16 protein-coding genes and 1 pseudogene are annotated in these 19,962 nt (G+C 63.1%); 7 read left to right on the top strand and 10 right to left on the bottom strand.

The features are described 5' to 3' along the window. Positions 1 to 14: 14 nt before the first annotated feature. The 6 genes from V1279_RS33900 to pcaF form a co-directional block, all read right to left on the bottom strand. Positions 15 to 1,151: an ABC transporter substrate-binding protein gene (locus V1279_RS33900; protein WP_334444991.1), complete on the bottom strand. Its 1,137-nt coding sequence runs from the start codon at positions 1,149 to 1,151 to the stop codon at positions 15 to 17. Between the two features lie 133 nt (positions 1,152 to 1,284). After that, positions 1,285 to 2,175, bottom strand: a complete 891-nt coding sequence (locus tag V1279_RS33905) for a shikimate dehydrogenase (protein WP_334444993.1) — start codon at positions 2,173 to 2,175, stop codon at positions 1,285 to 1,287. 129 nt (positions 2,176 to 2,304) lie between these two features. Further along, entirely contained in the window at positions 2,305 to 3,243 is a 939-nt protein-coding gene (locus tag V1279_RS33910; protein ID WP_334444995.1) for a LysR family transcriptional regulator, read from the bottom strand. Between the two features lie 48 nt (positions 3,244 to 3,291). Next, positions 3,292 to 3,897, bottom strand: a complete 606-nt coding sequence (gene pcaG, locus V1279_RS33915; RefSeq protein ID WP_334444997.1) for a protocatechuate 3,4-dioxygenase subunit alpha — start codon at positions 3,895 to 3,897, stop codon at positions 3,292 to 3,294. Then, positions 3,898 to 4,599: a protocatechuate 3,4-dioxygenase subunit beta gene (gene pcaH / locus V1279_RS33920; RefSeq protein WP_334444999.1), complete on the bottom strand. Its 702-nt coding sequence runs from the start codon at positions 4,597 to 4,599 to the stop codon at positions 3,898 to 3,900. Positions 4,600 to 4,734: 135 nt separating this feature from the next. After that, complete coding sequence (pcaF, locus tag V1279_RS33925; protein ID WP_334445001.1) at positions 4,735 to 5,943, bottom strand: 3-oxoadipyl-CoA thiolase; 1,209 nt, start codon at positions 5,941 to 5,943, stop codon at positions 4,735 to 4,737. Positions 5,944 to 6,180: 237 nt separating this feature from the next. Here pcaF and mutS point away from each other — a divergent pair, with 237 nt between their 5' ends. Next, positions 6,181 to 8,913, top strand: a complete 2,733-nt coding sequence (gene mutS / locus V1279_RS33930) for a DNA mismatch repair protein MutS (protein WP_334445003.1) — start codon at positions 6,181 to 6,183, stop codon at positions 8,911 to 8,913. 94 nt (positions 8,914 to 9,007) lie between these two features. Then, positions 9,008 to 10,042, top strand: a complete 1,035-nt coding sequence (locus V1279_RS33935; RefSeq protein WP_334445005.1) for a hypothetical protein — start codon at positions 9,008 to 9,010, stop codon at positions 10,040 to 10,042. An 8-nt stretch (positions 10,043 to 10,050) separates the two neighbouring features. Here the strand turns inward: V1279_RS33935 and V1279_RS33940 are convergent, their stop codons facing one another. Together V1279_RS33940 and V1279_RS33945 are read right to left on the bottom strand one after the other, a co-directional pair. Continuing rightward, complete coding sequence (locus V1279_RS33940) at positions 10,051 to 10,848, bottom strand: hypothetical protein (protein ID WP_334445007.1); 798 nt, start codon at positions 10,846 to 10,848, stop codon at positions 10,051 to 10,053. 155 nt (positions 10,849 to 11,003) lie between these two features. Continuing rightward, the gene (locus V1279_RS33945) at positions 11,004 to 11,513 is read right to left on the bottom strand and encodes an OsmC family protein (RefSeq protein ID WP_247782018.1); all 510 of its coding nucleotides are present in this window, start codon (positions 11,511 to 11,513) and stop codon (positions 11,004 to 11,006) included. A 208-nt stretch (positions 11,514 to 11,721) separates the two neighbouring features. Between V1279_RS33945 and V1279_RS33950 the strand changes: the two genes are divergently transcribed. Continuing rightward, complete coding sequence (locus V1279_RS33950; protein ID WP_334446694.1) at positions 11,722 to 14,517, top strand: [protein-PII] uridylyltransferase; 2,796 nt, start codon at positions 11,722 to 11,724, stop codon at positions 14,515 to 14,517. A gap of 384 nt (positions 14,518 to 14,901) precedes the next feature. Here the strand turns inward: V1279_RS33950 and V1279_RS33955 are convergent, their stop codons facing one another. After that, positions 14,902 to 15,378, bottom strand: a complete 477-nt coding sequence (locus V1279_RS33955; protein WP_334445011.1) for a hypothetical protein — start codon at positions 15,376 to 15,378, stop codon at positions 14,902 to 14,904. Positions 15,379 to 15,964: 586 nt separating this feature from the next. Here V1279_RS33955 and V1279_RS33960 point away from each other — a divergent pair. From V1279_RS33960 to V1279_RS33975, 4 genes and pseudogenes are all read left to right on the top strand, one after another. Further along, a pseudogene (locus V1279_RS33960) lies at positions 15,965 to 17,242 on the top strand (PAS domain-containing sensor histidine kinase); the annotation flags it as partial. 147 nt (positions 17,243 to 17,389) lie between these two features. Continuing rightward, the gene (locus V1279_RS33965) at positions 17,390 to 18,061 is read left to right on the top strand and encodes a response regulator transcription factor (protein WP_334446696.1); all 672 of its coding nucleotides are present in this window, start codon (positions 17,390 to 17,392) and stop codon (positions 18,059 to 18,061) included. 105 nt (positions 18,062 to 18,166) lie between these two features. Next, positions 18,167 to 18,556 (top strand): response regulator transcription factor, encoded by a 390-nt coding sequence (locus tag V1279_RS33970; protein WP_334445013.1) that lies wholly within the window; start codon positions 18,167 to 18,169, stop codon positions 18,554 to 18,556. Positions 18,557 to 18,915: 359 nt separating this feature from the next. Beyond that, a complete protein-coding gene (locus V1279_RS33975) occupies positions 18,916 to 19,101 on the top strand; it encodes a hypothetical protein (protein WP_334445015.1) in 186 nt (61 codons plus the stop codon). A 273-nt stretch (positions 19,102 to 19,374) separates the two neighbouring features. Here V1279_RS33975 and V1279_RS33980 read toward each other — a convergent pair whose 3' ends face one another. Next, on the bottom strand, positions 19,375 to 19,944 hold the full coding sequence (locus V1279_RS33980; RefSeq protein WP_334446697.1) for a methylated-DNA--[protein]-cysteine S-methyltransferase: 570 nt from the start codon (positions 19,942 to 19,944) through the stop codon (positions 19,375 to 19,377). Positions 19,945 to 19,962 lie beyond the last annotated feature (18 nt).

A 19,962-nucleotide genomic window follows, 5' to 3' on the forward strand; every position in this document is an offset into this window, starting at 1 on the left:
ACCCGTGCCGTGGCTCAGTTCAGTTTCGGCAGCACCTGCTTGACGACCTGCTTGCCGTCGACGATCTCGACCAGGAACCCCTGGCGATCGATGTCGCCCTTCTCATCGAAAGTCGCATCCATCAGAATGCCGGGCTCGCTCGCAGCCTTGATGGTGAGGCCATGGAGATTGTCGGCGAACGCCTTGGCGTCGACCTTGCCCATCTTCTCGGTGGTGGCCTTGATCATGTAGATCGCGAGATAGCCCTTCAGCCCGTTGTGATCGGGCACGTAATTGTACTTCTTGACGAATTTTTCCCGAAACGCCTTGACCAGATCGACCGGTGCATCCGTGGTCAGGCCGACATGGCCGCGTGCGCCGTTGGCGGCTTCGCCGGCGAGTTCGACGACCTTCTGGCCGACCAGCGTTGTCTCGCCCATCAGCGGCACGGTGATCGCCTGGCGCTTCAGCTCCTTGAGCATCCGCGCGCTCTCTTCCTCGTTGACATAGACGAACACCGCATCGGGCGCCGCGGCCTTGATCTTGCTGACGTCGGCGGCGAAATCGGCTTGACCTGCTTCCGTGGAAATGTCGGCGGCGACCTTGATACTGTACTTGGCGAATTCCTTGGTGATGACGTCGCGGCCGCCCTTGCCGAAGTCGTTGTTGACCCAGACGATCGCGACCGATTTCGCCTTCAGTTCGTCGTTGATGTATTTGGCGACCTTCGGCATCGATGATTGCTGGCCGAACGAGGTGCGGAACAGGAACTTGTTGCCGCCTTGTGTCAGCTCGGCGGCCTCGCCGCCCATGATCTGCGCGATGCCGGCTTCCGCGGCGAGCGGCGCAGTCACCTTGACCGATCCGGAGTAGCCGGGCCCGAGCAGGACATATGGTTCGTTGTCGAGCGCCTTCTGCACCTGTGCACGCGCGACGCCGGGATTCGACTGCGAATCCGCATGCGTGACTTCCAGCTTGCGGCCGAGCAACCCGCCCTTGGCGTTGATCTCCTCGATCGCAAGGTCGATGCCGTTTTTCCAGTTGTTGCCGACGGTGGCGCCGCCGCCGGACAGTTCGGCGACATTGGCGAGCTTGATGGGGCCGCCTTGCGCGAATGCGGCTGCGGCCGACACGGTGGCGAGCAAGACGCCCGCGAGAATCCCAGATTTCATTTCCATCCCCTCTTCTCATTACAACAAACGGCCTTGTAACCGGCCGCGTTCTTAGATTGAGCATGATCTCCGCGCAAACGCGTTCCGCGTTTGTCGCGAGGGAAAACCGGTACCCACTTTTCCGGATCAGGCTCTAAGCTGCGTTCACTTTAGCGTAGCGTTTGGCCATCACGGCGTCGAATGCATTTCCCATCTCGACGGCCGATGGCTTCAATCCCGTAAACAGTTCGAATGCGTCCGCGGCCTGATAGATCGCAAGCTCGCGCCCGGTCATGACCTCAGCGCCCTTTGTTTTTGCGGCGTTCAACAGCGGCGTCCAGAGCGGCGTGTAGACCGCGTCCGCCACCCACAGGTCCTTGTGCAACAGTGCATCCGGGACGGGCGTGCCGCGGTTCGGCAGCATGCCGACCGGCGAACCGTTGACCACGCCGGTGACGCCGCGCATCGCGTCCTCGACGCTGCCGGCCGGCCTTGCTTCGCCATGACTCTTGAGCTGCGCGGCAAGCTGCTCAGCCTTGGCGCGATCGGTGTCAAAAATCCTGATCTCGCTCACGCTGGTCGCCGCCAGTGCAAAGGCGATCGCCTTGCCGACACCACCTGCGCCGATCACGGCGACGCGGCTCTGCGCGGGATCACGCACGAGCTTGGTGATCGCCCGGGCAAACCCTGTGGTGTCGGTGTTGTATCCGATCAGCCGGCCATCCCTGACCACGACCGTGTTGACCGCGCCGATCGCATGCGCGCCCGGCGACAATTCATCGAGCAGGGAAACCACCGCTTCCTTGTACGGAAAGGTGACGTTGACGCCCGCAAAGCCCAGACGGCGCACGCCGTCGAGCAGCCGCCGCAGTTCCTCGCGGCCGGCGCCTGCAACTTCGATGAGCTGGTAATGGCAATGGGCGCCGAGCGCTTCGGCGGCCCGCTCATGCATCGCGGGCGACGCCGAATGCGCGATCGGCGCACCGATGAGGCCCGTGAGAAAACGGCGGTCGGCCGGAGCAGGAGGTCGGGCGGCAGGGCTCATGTTCTCATCATCAGGATGCAATGCGCGTTAGCGGCAGCGGTGTGCTCGGGACATGCCCGATCCGCCCCGACGATAGCCTTTTGCCGACCTAACACAATTACCCATTTATGCCGGATAGATAACATCATGTTATTTCTTGCGGGGCCTGGAATCGGGCTTTCGCGACGCCGTCTTACTTGGCCCCACCGCCCGCATTTCGGAGCGCAGACAGTCGATGAAATGCTCGATGTGCAGCGACAGCGGCGCACCGCGTTTCACCGCAATGTAGGTGTCGAATCTGGTCGGCTCGACAATTTTCAGCAATTCGATGCCGGGATAGCCGCCATGGGCGACGGTGAACTGGTCGATCACGGCAATGCCGAGACCGGCCTTGACCAGCGCACACACGGTGGTGCCGAAGCGCGCGCGGATGGTGATGTCGTAGTCGAGTTTGTTGCGCGCAAATATCTCCGCCATGATCCGCCCATAGGGGTCGTTGGGATCGATCCCGATCAGCGGATAGCGGATGATTTCCGCGGCCGAGACCTGCTTGCATCCGGCAAGCTCATGGCCCGCCGGCACGATGCAGAACAATTCGCCCGACGCCAGCGGCAGGAAGTCGAGACCGGGATGATCGAGCCGGTAGCTCATGGCGACGCAATCGCCACGGCCCAGCAGCAGATAATCGACGGCCTCCTCGATCTTGAGGATGTTGATGTCGATCCGCAGTTCGGGATAGCGGCGCCGCACCCGCTCGATCGCGCGCGGAACCATGACCTGCGAGATGCTCGGCACCGAGCCGATGCGCAGCTCGGACAGATCGCCGCGGCCGATCTTGGAGATGATCTCGGAGAGGTCATCCATCTTCTCGTAAACGCCGTTGATCTGCTCGAAGATGTTGCGCGCTTCCGCCGTCGGGAAATAGCGTCCGTTCTGACGCTGGAAGAAGCGGACGCCCAGGGACTTCTCGGTATACTTCACCAGCCGGCTGATGCCGGGCGCCGACACATTCAGGAGCCGCGCCGCGCCGCCGATCGTGCCGGTCACCATCACGGCGCGGATCACCTCGACCTGGCGAAGCGTCATCATGTGCGAGGCCTTGCCTGTCGCTTGGCTGCGGCTGCGATGTGAATACAGCTACACGTCGAAGAACACCGTCTCTTTGTCGCCCTGCAGATGGATGTCGAAGCGATAGACCGCGTTGCCGCTGCCCGGCTGGCGCGCCGCGATCAGCGTGGCGCGGCGATCGGCCGGCACCAGCGCCAGCACGGGATCTGACGCATTGGCGGCCTCGCCGTCGAAATAGATCCGCGAATAGTTGTGCAGCAGCATGCCGCGCGCGAACACGGCGAGCACGATATGCGGCGCCTGCGGCTTGCCGTCGGGATCCGCGACCTGCCCCGGCTTGATGGTGTCGAAGGCATAACCGCCCTTCGCATTGGTGCCGATGCGGCCGAACCCCTTGAACGTTGAATTCGTCAGCGCCCGCTTGTCCTGCGGATCGGAGAAGCGGCCCTGCGCGTCCGCCTGCCAGATCTCCAGCATGCAATCCGGCACAACCGCGCCGTCACCGTCGAACACCTGTCCTTCGATGCGAATGCGCTCGCCCGAAGTGTCCGGCGTCACCAAATTGTTGTTGAACGCGTCGTTCCAGTCGTATTTGCCGTTCGGCGTCAGGCCATAAGCGAAATACGGACCGACGGTCTGCGACGGGGTGATGCCGTCTGGCTTGGTCTGTTGCACTTAACTGTTCTCCATCGGCGTGGCGTTGCGCCCGCGCAGCACAATGTTGAAACGGTAGCACAGCGCCCAATCCGGCCTGGTGTTCTCCAGATCGAACGAGGAAATCATCCGGTTGCGCGCCTTCTCGTCGGTGACCGAATTGAAGATCGGATCGAACGGAAACAGCGGATCGCCGGGGAAATACATCTGCGTCACCAGCCGCGAGACGAACGAGTGGCCGAACACCGAGAAGTGGATGTGGGCGGGACGCCAGGCGTTGTGGTGATTACCCCAGGGGTAGGCGCCGGGCTTGATGGTGACGAAGCGATAGTAACCCTGCGCGTCCGACTGGGTGCGGCCGGCGCCGGTAAAATTCGGATCGAGCGGGGCGGGATGCTGATCGACGACATGGACATAGCGGCCGCAGGAATTAGCCTGCCACAGTTCGACCAGCGCGTTCGAAACGCCGCGGCCGTCCTCGTCGAGCACATGGCCGTGCACGATGATGCGTTCGCCGATCGGTTCGCCCTTGCCTTGAACGGTGAGATCGTGATCGTGCTCGCGCACCGTCTCGTGGCCGTAGACCGGCCCGGTCAATTCCGACAGCGTGTGCCGCATCGGAATCAGCGGCTTCGAGGGCGAGCGCTTGACCGTGCTCTTGTAGGCGGGGGACAGCCGCGGCGGATGCGCCGCAAGACTTTGCACTGGATAGACCAATGTCATGACGAATTCCTCCCTCGCATCGCGCTCGCAGCGCAAAATTGCTTTGCAATTTTGTCGCTGAGCCGCGCCGCCAGATCATTATATGACATAACTAATCCGGGAAAGGGCTGTTTTTCACCCTCTCAAATAGTTGTTTTAATTTATCTTTTCGATCGCGACCGCGACGCCCTGGCCGACGCCGACGCACATGGTTGCCAAAGCAAGCTTCCCGCCCCGCTTCTCCATGCCGTGCACCGCCGTCAACGCCAGCCGCGCGCCGCTCATGCCGAGCGGATGGCCGAGCGCGATCGCGCCGCCATGCGGATTGACGAAGTCGGCGTCGTCCTTGACGCCCAGTTGCCGCAAACAGGCTATGCCCTGCGAGGCGAAGGCTTCATTGAGCTCGATCAAATCGAAGTCAGAGATCTTGATGCCGAGCCGCTCCATCAGCTTCTTCGTCGCCGGCACCGGGCCGATGCCCATGATGCGCGGCGGCACGGCGGCCGAGGCTAACCCCAGGATGCGCGCCCGCGGCGTCAGCCCGTGCTTCTTCACAGCTAGCTCGGAGGCGAGGATCATCGCCGCCGCACCGTCATTGACGCCGGATGCATTGCCCGCCGTCACCGTGCCGGGATTGCGCACGATCGGCTTCAGTTTGGTGAGGCCCTCCAGCGTGGTCTCGGGGCGCGGATGCTCGTCCTTGTCGACGATGACAGGCCCGGCCTTGCCGCCCGGCACCGACACCGGCGTGATTTCTTCGGCGAAATAGCCGGAAGCGATTGCAGCGCCCGCCCGCTGCTGCGAACGGATCGCCATCGCATCCTGGTCGGCGCGCGACACCTGGAATTCCTCGGCGACGTTCTCGCCGGTCTCCGGCATCGCATCGACGCCGTACTGCGCCTTCATCAAGGGATTGATGAAGCGCCAGCCGATGGTGGTGTCGTAAATCTCCGCCGAGCGCGCAAACGCTTCCGGCGCCTTGCCCATCACGAACGGCGCGCGGGTCATCGACTCGACGCCGCCGGCAATCGCGAAATCGATCTCGCCTGATCGAATCGCCCGGCCCGCGGCGCCGACCGCATCAAGGCCCGACGCGCAGAGGCGGTTGAGGGTCTGGCCGGGAACCGATTCGGGTATGCCCGCGAGCAACAGCGCCATCCGCGCGACGTTGCGGTTGTCCTCGCCGGCCTGGTTGGCGCAGCCGAAAAACACCTCATCGACCTGGGACCAGTCGAGATTGGGATGCTTTGCCATCAACGCCTTGATCGGGGTCGCAGCCAGATCGTCGGCGCGCACCTTGGCGAGCGAGCCGCCGAAACGGCCGATCGGGGTCCGGACGGCATCGCAAATGAATACATCACGCATAGAATCTCTCCCTGAATGCCGTGCTTTAGGCCTTTGACGCAGAATTGATGGCGAGTTTTAGGAGCGCGCCCGCGGCAGGTCAATTGAGGCATCGTTCCCCTTGCGCTACTTTCGCGGGGGGCCGCTATGCCCTTGTGGCGGGCATGATCAATCGTGCGGCGGCGGGCGTGGAAAACTCTGACAACGCGGGTATGGGAATAGGACCGGGCGGCGAAATTCTGTAGTTTGCCGCCCGCAATGACGATCCAGCAATCCATCCCCGCCCCCGCGCCCCCCGAGGCCGCGCCTGCCGCTGACGCAACGTCGCGCGTCACGCCGATGATGGAACAATATCTCGATATCAAGGCCGCCCACCCAGGGCTCCTGCTGTTCTACCGGATGGGCGATTTCTACGAGCTGTTCTTCGAGGACGCCGAGATCGCCTCCAAAACGCTCGGAATCGTGCTGACCAAGCGCGGCAAACATCAGGGCATGGATATCCCGATGTGCGGCGTGCCGGTGGAGCGCTCCGAGGATTATCTGCATCGCCTGATCAACGCCGGCCATCGGGTCGCAGTGTGCGAGCAGACCGAGAATCCCGCCGCGGCGCGCGCCCGCGGCAACAAGAGCGTGGTGGCCCGCGGCGTGGTGCGGCTGGTGACGCCGGGCACGCTGACCGAAGACACGCTGCTCGACGCGCGTACCAACAACTATCTACTCGCGATCGCGCGCGCCCGCGCCTCCTCCGGTGGCGATCGTATCGGGCTCGCGTGGATCGACATTTCGACGTCCGAGTTCATGGTCACGGAATGCTCGACCGCGGAACTGGCTGCAACACTGGCACGGATCAATCCGAACGAGGCCATCGTCACCGACGCGCTGTATGGCGATACCGATCTCGGGCCACTGCTGCGCGAATTGCCGTCAGTAACGCCGCTCACCCGCGATGTCTTCGACGGCGCCACTGCCGAGCGGCGGCTCTGCGACTATTTCGCGGTCGCAACCATGGATGGCCTCTCCGCGATGTCGCGGCTGGAGGCGACCGCGGCGGCGGCGGCCGTCACCTATATCGACCGCACGCAGGTCGGAAAGCGTCCGCCGTTGTCGCCGCCCTCGCGCGAAGCGGCCGGCACCACGATGGCGATCGATCCCGCGACCCGTGCCAACCTCGAACTGACCCGCACGCTGTCAGGCGAGCGGCGCGGATCGCTGCTCGATGCGATCGACTGCACCGTCACCGCCGCCGGCTCGCGGCTATTGGCACAACGGCTCGCGGCACCGCTGACCGACAGTGCCGCGATCGCGCGGCGGCTGGATGCGATTGCGGCATTCGTCGCCGACAGCGCGGCGCGTGACGATGTCAGAACCACGCTTCGCGCGGCGCCTGACATGTCGCGCGCGCTGGCGCGATTGTCGGTCGGACGCGGCGGCCCGCGCGACCTTGCTGGCCTGCGCGACGGAATCCTTGCCGCCGATCAGGCACTGGCGCGGCTCGCGCAACTGGAGGCGCCGGAAATCATTGCCGTGACGGAGGCTCTGCGCCGTCCCTCGCGCGATCTCGCCCGCGAGTTCGAACGCGCGCTCGCCGAGCAACTGCCGCTGATCAAGCGCGACGGCGGCTTCATCCGCGAGGACTATGAGGCCGCGCTCGACGAAAGCCGGAATCTGCGCGACGCCTCCCGCCTGGTCGTCGCCGCGATGCAGGCGCGCTATGCCGACGCGACCTCCATCAAGGCGCTCAAGATCCGCCACAACAACGTACTCGGCTATTTCGTCGAGGTCACGGCGCAGCATGGCGACAAGCTGATGGCGCCGCCGCTCAACGCGACCTTCATCCACCGCCAGACGCTGGCGGGACAGGTTCGCTTTACCACGTCCGAGCTCGGCGAGATCGAAGCCAAGATCGCCAATGCCGGTGACCGCGCGCTCAATCTGGAACTGGAAATTTTCGAGCGGCTCTCTGCGATGGCGCTCGCCGCCAGCGACGATCTGCGTGCCGCCGCGCACGCGTTCGCGTTGCTGGATGTCGCGACTGCGCTGGCGAAGCTCGCCGTCGATGACAATTATGTGCGGCCCGAAGTCGACGGCTCGCTCGGCTTCGCGGTCGAGGGCGGCCGGCACCCCGTGGTCGAACAGGCGCTGAAGCGCGACGGCCAGCCATTCATCGCCAATGCCTGCGATCTCTCGCCGGGGCCCGCGCAAAAATCCGGCCAGATCTGGCTGATCACCGGCCCCAACATGGCGGGTAAGTCGACCTTCCTGCGCCAGAACGCGCTGATCGCGCTGATGGCGCAGATCGGTTCCTACGTGCCGGCGTCGCGCGCGCGGATCGGCGTCGTCGACCGGCTGTTCTCACGCGTCGGCGCGGCCGACGATCTCGCACGGGGACGTTCGACCTTCATGGTCGAGATGGTCGAGACCGCCGTGATCCTCAACCAGGCCAGCGAGCGCTCGCTGGTGATCCTCGACGAAATCGGCCGTGGGACTGCGACCTTCGACGGCCTGTCGATCGCCTGGGCCGCGATCGAGCATCTGCACGAGGCCAATCGCTGCCGCGCGCTGTTCGCCACGCACTATCATGAGCTGACCGCGCTTTCGGCCAAACTGCCGCGAATGTTCAACGCCACCGTGCGCGTCAAGGAGTGGCAGGGCGACGTCGTGTTCCTGCATGAGGTGCTGCCGGGCTCGGCCGACCGCTCCTACGGCATCCAGGTCGCCAAGCTCGCAGGCCTGCCGCCCGCCGTGATCGCGCGCGCCAAGTCGGTGCTGGCGAAGCTCGAGGCGCAGGACCGCGGCCAGACCGCCCGCGCGCTGGCTGATGATTTACCGCTGTTCGCCGTCCCCTCCCGCGCCGCCGCCGAAGCCGCGCCACCGAGCGAGGCCGAGCAAATGATGGAAGCCGTGAAAGCGCTGCATCCCGACGAGATGTCCCCGCGCGAGGCGCTGGAAGCGCTGTATGCGCTGAAGGCGAAATTGCCGAAGCAGCAATAGTCTATTCCGGCACGCCGGCTCGCCCACCTTGAGTCCGATCGCCGATGTGTGAGCGCAACTTCCAATTGTTGCAGATTCCTGCCAAGCTAGGGCCATGGCATCACATCGTCGATCAGTTCTACCGCCGCCGTTGGCCGCCAAGCTGGCTGCGTTGGGCAACAAGCTCGGGCAATCTGACGACGAACTGGAAGACGTGTTGGCGGAGCTTTCAGCGCTTCCTGCCAACGTAATTGTGCCCGCCAGCCGAGAGATCGCGACAGCAGTCCGCTTCGGCTGGTGGCGAGAGCAAAATGGATTTTTGCTCCCGCCGCTATTTGGCGGAGCGGCGTCTACTCCGCAACTTCTCAGGAAAAATCGCGATTACGCGTGGGTCTTTCTGTTTCACCCCAGTGGCTACGCGAGAGAAGCCGCACTGGACTCGATAAACGACCCTCCAACATCAGCCTTCTTCTTTGCCACGCTGGCATGGCGGTTGAACGACTGGGTTCGACCGGTGCGCCAGGCAGCGCAGCGCTGCGCCGAACGAGTACTGCATCAAACCACTGCAGACGTCGCCGCGAAGGCGGCGCTATACTTACTTGATCGCCGCCTCGTATGGAGCCGTTGGACTGATGAGGCAAATGTCCTAGATTCAGTGTTCGGGCGGAGAGATGCAATTGCAGCCTTAGCAGCGCATCTGCAGGAGCAATCGACTGGACCGGTCGCAACTTGCCTTCGCAGCGCTTCGCGTTATCCCGATATCGACGAGCACCTTCCACACATAGCGGCTGCGGCGGTTCAACCGTCAGTTAGAGCGGTTGCCTACCAATGGCTGATTGCCGGGAAGGCGACTTGGCCGGTGGGCTTCGAATGGGCATGGATCGACAAGGTTTACGGCCTGCGAAGGCGCATACCGGTGCTTGCCTCGCGCGATGTTCGAGCAACCCGTCCCGCCGCTGAATGGATCAGGGAGGGAATCCACGACAAGTCAGCATTCGTGCGAAGGATTGCCGCAGACGCCTTGGTCGGCGCTCGCGCGCAAATACCGGACGCAGACATTTTGATCGCCCATCTGGCGAAGGATCGAAGCCCTGCGATCAGATCGCGGGCGGACTTCATGCTACGACATCCGCTTTCAGCGCAGTCGTAGCGACTCCGTTAGCGCGTAACGGCCTTCCTGCGCCCAAGCCACCACAGGCTGAGATTCCAGCCGACGCATGTTGCCAGCGCCAGGCTCAGCCCGATCGCCGAACCGAACTGCAGCGCCGCCACATGCAGCACGGCAATGGCGGTGCCGAGGCCGATCAGGCCCCAGGCGCTGTTGGCGAGGACTGCCGCGGTCGGCGGGCCGCCGATGCGCGGATGCAGGATAAGCATCATCGAGGTGAACACGATCGGGAACAGCGCGATGATGCCGCTGACCTTGGGGCCGACCCAGCTCGACGTCGTGACCACCGTCGCCACCAGTGTCGCGACCAGCGACGCCCGCAGCGGAATGTCGTACCAGCGGCGCCTGATCGGCGGCATTTTGGCGTGGCGGTAGCGGGCGAGCAGCGGGACGCAGATGGCGTAAGCGATGACATTGGCGATCAGCCCGCCGGCCAACGACCATTGCACCGAGCGGATGACCGTGGCGAGCACGAGCCACACGATGACGGCCGCAGCGCAACTGAGCAGCGCGCCATGGCGCTGCGCCAGCACGACATAGGTCAGCCCGAGGAAGATCGTCGCGGCGTTGATCGGCAGGCTCGCCAGCGCGCCCTCGGCGATGAAGGCCGCGTCATGATCGAGCGCGAGGAACACGTAGGACGGTCCCGCCGAGATCGGCAGCGTCGCGATCAACGCGCCGATCACCGGGCCCGATCGCTCGGTGACAATCGAGGCCGTCACCACGAACGCCGCGGTGATCGCCATGCGCAGGCCGAGCGTCAGGATGAAAGCGAGTTCGGGGGACATTCTCTATCTGTCGCCCCTGCGAACGCAGGGGCCCATACGCCGCGGCCTATCGATTATGGGAGGTGTGGGTTGATACTCCCCGCACCCATGGACTCCGGTGGCTATGGGCCTCTGCGCCCGTGCGCAATTGCGCACTAGGCAGGGGCGACACCGAACTAGACCCGCTTCATCGACACCGAGACTTTCGGGCCGTTCCTGATGGTCTGATAGACCACGCAATAGCGCTCAGTGAGCTTCAGCAGCAGGTCGAGCTTGTCCTGCGGCGCGTCGGTTCCGACCTCGAAGCGCAGGCGGATCTCCTCGAAACCGACCGGAGCTTCCTTGTCGACGCCGAGCGTGCCGCGAAAATCCAGATCGCCTTCGGCGATGACGGTGCCGCTTCTGAGCGGAACGTCGACGGCGGTAGCCACTGATTTGAGCGTCACGCCGGCGCAGGCGACGAGGGCTTCCAGCAGCATGTCGCCGGAGCAGAGCTCGAGGCCGGAGCCGCCGGTGGCGGGGTGGAGGCCAGCTACCGCCAGCGCGCGGCCGGTTTCGACCTTGCAGGCGATGCCTTCATTGTCGATCGAGCCTTTGGCTTTCAGCGTAATGACCGCGGCCGAGGGATCGGACTTGTAGCGTTCCTTGATCGGGGCCTGCATCGCGCGGAGTTCGGCAGCGTCCATCTTCGTCTCCCGACTTTGTTTGTGCATCGGATATAAAGGGCTATTGACGCGCTGTCATCACGGTCCCCCGCGGCCGCCCTATGCGGCGTCGGAAATCCACGCTTTTCCAACAGGTTATGGCTGGCATTCGCGCACGCGGCGGCATAGCTTTGACTTGACCGTACAATCGCCCGTGACAGCCCCTGCGCCGTCCGATATCGGGGAGATCATGGACAGCATCGTGATTGAGGCCCCTTCGGGCGAGGATGAACGTTTCGATACCACGCGGATCACCGCGGCGGTCGATGCGCTGGCCGAAAAACATGCCGGCCGCGAGGACGTGTTTCGCTCGGCGCTGGCCCAACTCCTGAAAGCCGAGATGATCACGGCGCGCGCCACCGCGCAGGCCGTGCTGCTGAAGGATCGCCACGGCCGCCGCTGCGCGGAGCGACTCTGCTTCATGCAGGACGAAATCATCCGCATCCTCTATTCGGCCGCCACGCGGCATCTCTATCGCTCGCATGTGCCCTCCGGCGCCGAGCGCATGGCCGTGGTGGCGACCGGCGGCTATGGCCGCGGCCTGATGGCGCCGGAATCCGACATCGATCTGCTGTTTATCCTGCCCTACAAGCAGACCGCCTGGGGCGAGCAGGTCGCGGAAGCCATTCTGTATTGCCTGTGGGACATGGGACTGAAGGTCGGCCACGCCACGCGCTCGGTCGACGAATGCATCCGCCAGGCGCGCGGCGACATGACGATCCGCACCGCGATCCTGGAGACGCGATTTTTGACCGGCGACCAGCCGCTCTATGACGAACTGGTCGCGCGGTTCGACAAGGAGGTGGTGCAGGGCACGGCTTCGGATTTCGTCACCGCCAAACTCGCCGAGCGCGAAGAACGCCACCGCCGCGCCGGGCAATCGCGCTATCTGGTCGAGCCCAACGTCAAGGACGGCAAGGGCGGCTTGCGCGACCTGCACACGCTGTTCTGGATCGCCAAATACGTCTACCGCGTGCGCGAGACCGGCGAACTGGTCGAGCGCGGCGTGTTCGACGCGCAGGAATACCGCACCTTCCGCCGCTGCGCCGATTTCCTGTGGTCGGTGCGCTGCAACCTGCATTTCGTTTCCGGCCGCGCCGAGGAACGATTGTCGTTCGACATGCAGCGCGAGATCGCAGTGAGGCTCGGCTACACTTCGCATCCCGGCATGCAGGATGTCGAACGCTTCATGAAGCACTACTTCCTCGTCGCCAAGGACGTCGGCGACCTGACCGCGATCCTGTGCGCCAAGCTGGAAGAAGAGCAGGCCAAGCCCGCGCCGGTGCTGAGCCGCATGGTGGCGCGGCTACGGCCGGGCATCAAGCGGCGGCGGGTGCCGGACAGTGACGACTTCATCATCGACAACAACCGCATCAACCTCGCCGCTGCCGACGTCTTCAAGCACGACCCGGTCAACCTGATCCGGATCTTCCATTTGGCGCAGAAGAACAACCTCGCCTTCCATCCCGACGCGATGCGCACGGTGACGCGCTCGCTGAAGCTGGTGAACGCCCAGCTTCGCGAAAATCCGGAAGCCAACCGGCTGTTCATGGAGGTCCTGACGTCTGACAACGCGGAGATCGTGCTGCGGCGCATGAACGAGACCGGCGTGCTCGGCCACTTCATCCGCGCCTTTGGCAAGATCGTGTCGATGATGCAGTTCAACATGTACCACCATTATACGGTGGACGAGCATTTGATCCGCTGCATAGGCCACCTGCAGGAGATCGAGCGCGGCGGCAATGACGAGTTCACGGTCGCGAGCGACCTGTTCCGCAAGATCCGCCCCGAGCATCGCGCGGTGATCTACATTACCACCCTGCTGCACGACGTCGCCAAGGGCCGCCTCGAGGATCACTCGATCGCCGGCGCCAAGGTGGCGCGGCGGCTGTGCCCGCGGCTCGGCTTCAACGCCGCCGATACCGAGCTGGTGGCATGGCTGATCGAAGAGCATCTGACGATGTCCACGGTGGCGCAGTCGCGCGACCTCTCCGACCGCAAGACGATCGAGAATTTTGCCGCGGTCGTGCAGTCGGTCGAGCAGATGAAGCTGTTGACCATCCTGACCACCGCGGACATCAGGGGCGTCGGCCCCGGCGTGTGGAACGGCTGGAAGGCGCAGTTGCTGCGCACGCTGTATTACGAGACCGAGCCGGTCTTGACCGGCGGCTTCTCGGAAGTGAACCGCGCGCAGCGCATCGCGGTAGCGCAATCCGAATTCCGCGCCGCCTTCACCGAATGGCCGGACGCTGAACTCAACGCCTATATCGGGCGGCATTATCCCGCCTACTGGCTCAAGGTCGACCTGCAACGCAAAATCCGCCAGGCGCGTTTCATCCGCGCCAGCGAGCAGGCCGGACATCAGCTAGCGATCAATGTCGGCTTCGACGAGGCGCGCGGCGTCACCGAACTGACGATCCTGGCGACGGACCATCCGTGGCTGCTGTCGATCATTGCAGGCGCCTGCGCGTCCGCCGGCGCCAACATCGTCGACGCGCAGATCTACACGACCACCGACGGCCGCGCGCTCGACACCATCGCGATCTCCAGGGAGTACGACCGCGACGAGGACGAGGGACGGCGCGCCACCCGCATCGGCGAGATGATCGAGCAGGTGCTGGAAGGCAAGCTGCGGCTGCCCGAAGTGGTGGCCCGCAAGGCGGCCAACCGCGGCAAGGTGCGCGCTTTCGTGGTCGAGCCGGAGGTCACCATCAACAATCAGTGGTCGGACCGCTACACCGTGATCGAGGTCTCCGGCCTCGACCGCCCTGGCCTGCTGTATCAGCTCACGACCGCGATATCGAAACTCAACCTCAACATTGCCTCCGCCCATGTCGCGACCTTCGGCGAACGCGCCCGCGACGTGTTCTACGTGACGGATCTGCTCGGCGCCCAGATCAACGCGCCGACCCGGCAGGCCGCGATCAAGAGCGCGCTGATTCATCTGCTCTCCATTGAAGACAACGTCGCGCAGCCGGCGGCGTGATGGGCCGTCCTCCCCCTGCGGCCCCACCGTCATTGCGAGCCATCCGGCGGCGCTTCGCGCCGACCGGGTGGCTCGCAATGACGTGGAGGTAGCGACGCACATAACAGCGTCATCCCCGCGCAGGCGGGGGATCCAGTACGCCGCGGCTTATCGGTTCAATCATTGACGTCTCTGGAATACTGGGCCACCCGCCCCAGTGCGCAATTGCGCACAAGGCGGGTGACGACAATTGAGTATGCTTTTGCGATCTCGCGACATGAACTGCCCGAGGTTTGCCTTTGACCTTGCCCTCCAAAGTCAGAGGGCGCAGGGAAGACCGGGTGCACGCTGCACCCGCGGTCTCGCGTGCTTCGCGCTTGCATGCGAGGCAGATCACTGTCGCGTTTAGCTGGCCCGTTTGGGATCAGCCCAACCATGGAGCTCGAGAGCTGTCAGGCTCGCTGCAACGAAGGTCAGATAGTTTGCCTGGGAAACCAGAATGCCCAGATCGAACAGATCAAGCATGGTTTCCCAAAGCTTCTCTCCCGGCGCGTCGATTGCTCGCTTGCCTCCGTCGATAACGGATAGCTGGAAGCTGCGCCCGCGCCTCCGACGCATTGCTTCGGGTTCGATGTCATCAGAGCAACAGATCAAGTGCAGATGTGCTTTCGTCATATCAATCCCCAAATCTGCGGTCGGTGATCGCCGGGTTACGGGTTTGACAACTGCGACGAGATATTTGCGTTCGGCGAGACGTCCGGTTGAAGGTCTCGCGTAAAAACCTTCCCGCAGGGCAATTCCAGAAAACTCTTGTGCCATCGGCTTATCCGACAAGCTTTCATCATTGAAACGAAACTGACCATTAAACGGAGGTTGATCCACACGTTACATTCGGTTCGCAGCATCATACCTAGGTTTGGGATCGCTATCCGGGCTGCGGCGGGCGATCGGCACTCCCGGGAGGCACGTCGGTGCACCGCAAGGACCGTTCCGGATCTTAATGTCTTCCGGAATATCGCTCCGGAGGTCCAAAAGCTGCTAGTATGCGGCCTGTTAGGAGGGCGACGTTGTCGCCGCTGATGATCGAGATCACCTAGCGACGCAGCGCCGGTCCGGGATGGCCAAGCCTTTTGTGCTGCCGATGATGCGCAACCAGACCATGAAATCCTGGCGCTCAGCCGAGCAATGGCTGCTGGGCGGCATGGTGCTGGCATTGGCTGCGGCGGCTTTCATTTGGCTTGTTCTCGGCCCCGCACCGGCGGCTCCCGCCTATTTGACCGCCGTCGTATTGCTCATCGCCTCGCTTCTCGCCTCCCTGATCATGATGCGCCGGGTGGGCACTACCCGCAGGCAGATGGAAGCCATGCTCCACGGCCGGACGAGAGCCGAACAACACGCGATAGAAGCGCTGCGCCATAGCGAAGCGCAATGGAAGGAAGTATTCGAGCACAACCCGGTGATGTATTTCATGGTCGACGCGGCCGGCACCGTCCTGTCCGTCAACACGTTCGGCGCTGCACAACTTGGCTACTCCGTCAGCGAATTGCTCGGGCAATCCGTGCTGCAAGTCTTTCCTGCCGAAGAGCAACATGCGGCCCAGAGCAACGTTGCCACATGCCTGGAAAATATCGGCCAAACCCACAGTTGGGAGATCTGCAAGGTTCGCAAGGACGGTTCGTCGCTTTGGGTTCGTGAAAACGCCAAAGCCGTGCGGTGGCTGGACAACCAACTGATCGTCCTGATCGCATGCGAGGACATCACCGAACGCAAGGAGGCTGAAAATGCCTTGCGGCAGAGTGAAATGTATCTGGCCGAAGCCCAGCGATTGAGCCGCACCGGCAGCTTCGGCTGGCGCGTCGCCAGCGGCGAAACCATTTGGTCGGAGGAAACATTCAGAATATTTGGCTACGACAAGGCCTCTTCCATCAAGCTCGCTACAGTGATGCAGCGCATTCATCCTGACGATCGTGCGCGGGTGGAACAGATCATCGACCGCGCGTCCCGCGACGGAAAGGACTTCGCGCAAGGATATCGATTGCTGATGCCCGACGGCTCGGTCAAACATGTCCATGCCACCGCGCATGCCGTAACAGATGCGTCGGGTGAGATCGAATTTGTCGGAGCGGTGACGGACGTCACCTCCCGCAAGCGAGCCGAAGCGGAGTTGCACGAAGCGCTGGCGAACCTCGCGCATGTCACGCGCGTGACTGCGCTAGGCGAGCTCGCCGCGTCGATCGCCCACGAAGTGAACCAGCCGCTCGCCGCCGTCGTCACCAATGCTGCCGCATGCCTGCGCTGGCTCGACCGCGAACCTGCCAACCTGAAAGAAGCGCGCAGCACCGCGCAATCGATCGTCGAGGACGGCAATCGGGCGGGCGAAGTGGTCCAGCGCGTCCGTGCACTCGTGAACAAGACTACCGATCAGAAAGCGCCGCTCCACATCAATGAAGTCGTCAACGAGGTCATCAGCCTGGTGCAGCATGAGCTGTTGAGCCACCGGGTGGCGCTGCGGCTGGAACTTGCTCCTGCCCTCCCCCTGGTCCTCGCCGACCGGATCCAGCTGCAGCAAGTCATCCTCAACCTCGTCATCAACGGAATTGAAGCGATGCAGCCGGTCAAGGATCGGCCGCGCGAGCTGGTGATCCGGACGCGACAGGACGAGACCCGCCACGTCCTGGTCACGGTGAGCGACTGCGGTGTCGGAGTGGCCGCCGAGAATGCCGATCGGCTGTTCGACGCCTTCTTCACCACCAAATCCAGCGGCATGGGCATGGGCCTGTCGATTTGCCGCTCGATCGTCGACGCCTCACGGAGGACGGCTATCGGCCTCAGACAATGCCGGCCCCGGCGCGACGTTTCAGTTCACCTTGCCATCGCATCAGGAGGGCAGTACGTGACCAGCCGCCCAGCATCGCCTCATACAATCGCAGGCGCCGAGGAACCCGTTGTCTTCGTTATCGACGACGACGCATCGATGCGAGAAGCGCTGAGCAATCTTTTCCGGTCGGTGGGCTTGCGGGTCGAAGTGTTCGGTTCGGCTCACGAGTTTCTGCAGAGCAAGCTTCCGAATGTCGCCAGTTGCCTGATCCTCGACATCAGGCTGCCTCGGCTGAGCGGCCTCGACTTTCAGGCCGAGCTGGCGAAGGCCGATATTCGCATTCCGATCATCTTCATGACGGGTCACGGCGATATCCCGATGACGGTCAGGGCGATGAAGGCCGGAGCGGTCGACTTCCTGACCAAGCCATTCCGCGACCAGGACATGCTGGATGCCGTAACCACGGCAATCGAACGCGACCGGGTGAGCCGCGATGAAGCCAGGATGCTCGCGGGCTTGCATGCTCGTTTCGCGACCCTGACCCCTCGGGAACGCGAGGTGATGGCACTGGTAACGGCCGGACGCATGAACAAGCAGATCGCAGCCGAAATCGGTATTGCCGAGATCACCGTGAAGATACACCGCGGGCACATCATGCGAAAAATGGCCGCGAAATCGCTGCCCGATCTGGTGCGAATGGCCGAGATGCTCGGGATCGGGCCCGCATCCGGCGGGCCGCAAACCTAAGCGCAAACCTAAGTATGATTCTCCGACTCTGATTTCGGACGCACTCTCCCACCACGCGGCTATACAGCAAGAGACACCTTCCGGTCGTCTCCAGGAAGGACCGCTGTGTCCAACCCACCGGTAATTTCAATCATCGACGATGATGGGTCCGTTCGCGCCGCGACCCACAATCTCGTGAGATCGCTCGGCTACGCCGTCCATACGTTCGCGTCGCCCGAGGAGTTCTTGCGATCGTCCCACCTGGGTGACACATCGTGCGTAATAGCGGATGTCAGAATGCCTGCCATGAGCGGGCTCGAACTGCAGGCCTACTTGCTTGCCCGGGGACAGAGCCTGCCGTTCATTTTCATTACCGCTTTCGCCATCGAGAGCGATCGCGCGCGAGCTCTGAAGGCCGGGGCGATCTGCTATCTGACCAAGCCCTTCGATGGGGAAGCCTTGATCGGATGCCTCGATGCCGCCCTGGAAGGAAAGGGCGCGACAACCGGCGAATGACCCAGCAGGGTCGGGGCGCTGCGTCAATGAGTTGCGGGCCGGCTATACGCAAGGATGACCTCGCCAAACATATAGACAGGTTGAAGAAAAGCGGTGCCGGCGCGAGACTTCGCATCGTCGCTCATCGAGAGAACGAAGGCGACAGCAAAGCATCATATTTTGATCCGGCAAGTGGCAATTCCTCAGAAGGAGGTCGCCATGCGTTTAGAACCGCGCTGCTCTCATTGCGACAGTGAAGGCCCGAAAATCATCTCTCTGCGAAATCCTGCGTTTGAACGCTATTGCGGACGCTTCTGTCTCGACAAGGGTCACGAGAATTTCATTCGCTGGATACGGCGCACGAATGCGGAGATCGCGTCATGACCAATTGTTGCGGAAATCCGGAATGCAAGCGCCCCTTCGGGCTGGTCCGGCGCAGCTGGTACTTCGAACAGTTTTGCTCGGCGAAGTGCCGCGAGATCTACAAGCGTCAGCTGGAGCGCAACCGGACCTACTGGAAATGGCTCTACAAATGCCCTGAGCCGTCGGTCGCGGAAAGAAACTGATCCAGCCACGGGGTGGAGCGGACACTCAAGGAGCGATCATGACGACAGTACAGGCGATGATGGTGGGCGCGATACTGGCCTGGGCACCAACGATTCTTGTGTTCATCTATATCGTGCGGGACATGCGAAACACACGAGGTCTCGACTAGAGCTTTTCCGTTCCGATGGAATCGGAACGGGCTCTGGGTTTTTGATTTGACGCGTTTTCTTGACGCGAACCGGTCTCCCCCCGGATCAAGTCCGAGGGCATGCTTCGCTGGAAAACGCTCTAGCCTATGACGGGCCCTCAAGTGCAGCTTCCAGTCGCTTGATTGACCCGCCCCCTTCTTGAATCCGAGCGCCCTCGTGCTGCAACAGCCAGCGCTTGCGCTCCAGCCCGCCGCCGTACTTCACCAGCGAACCGTTGGCGCCGATCAGGCGGTGACAGGGCACGACCACGCTGATCGGATTCGAGCCGTTGGCGTGGCCGACGGCGCGGACGGCTTTGGGCATGCTGAGCTTCGCGGCGAGCGCGCCGTAGCTCAGCGTCGTGCCTGCAGGAATCCGGGGCAACGCGTTCCAGACCTTTTGCTGAAACGGCGTGCCGGCGACGCGCCATTCGATTGCAGCAAGGCGGTCGAGGTCGCCCTTGAAATAGCCCGTCAATGCGGCGCGCAGCTCGCGCGGCGCCTGCGCGTTCTTCAGCTCCACCGCGCCATAATGCAGACGCAGCAACTGCTTCATGCGCGGCTCATAATCCTCCCAGTCCAGCGCGCGGAGCAGTCCGTCCGCATCGGTGACCAATAGCGCCGTCCCGATGGGCGTTAGCAGGCGATCGAGGTTGAAGCTCTCTGGCATCGTCATTCCCTGAAAGATTATAGA

The sequence above is a fragment of the Bradyrhizobium sp. AZCC 1610 genome, assembly GCF_036924515.1.
Lineage (GTDB): Bacteria > Pseudomonadota > Alphaproteobacteria > Rhizobiales > Xanthobacteraceae > Bradyrhizobium.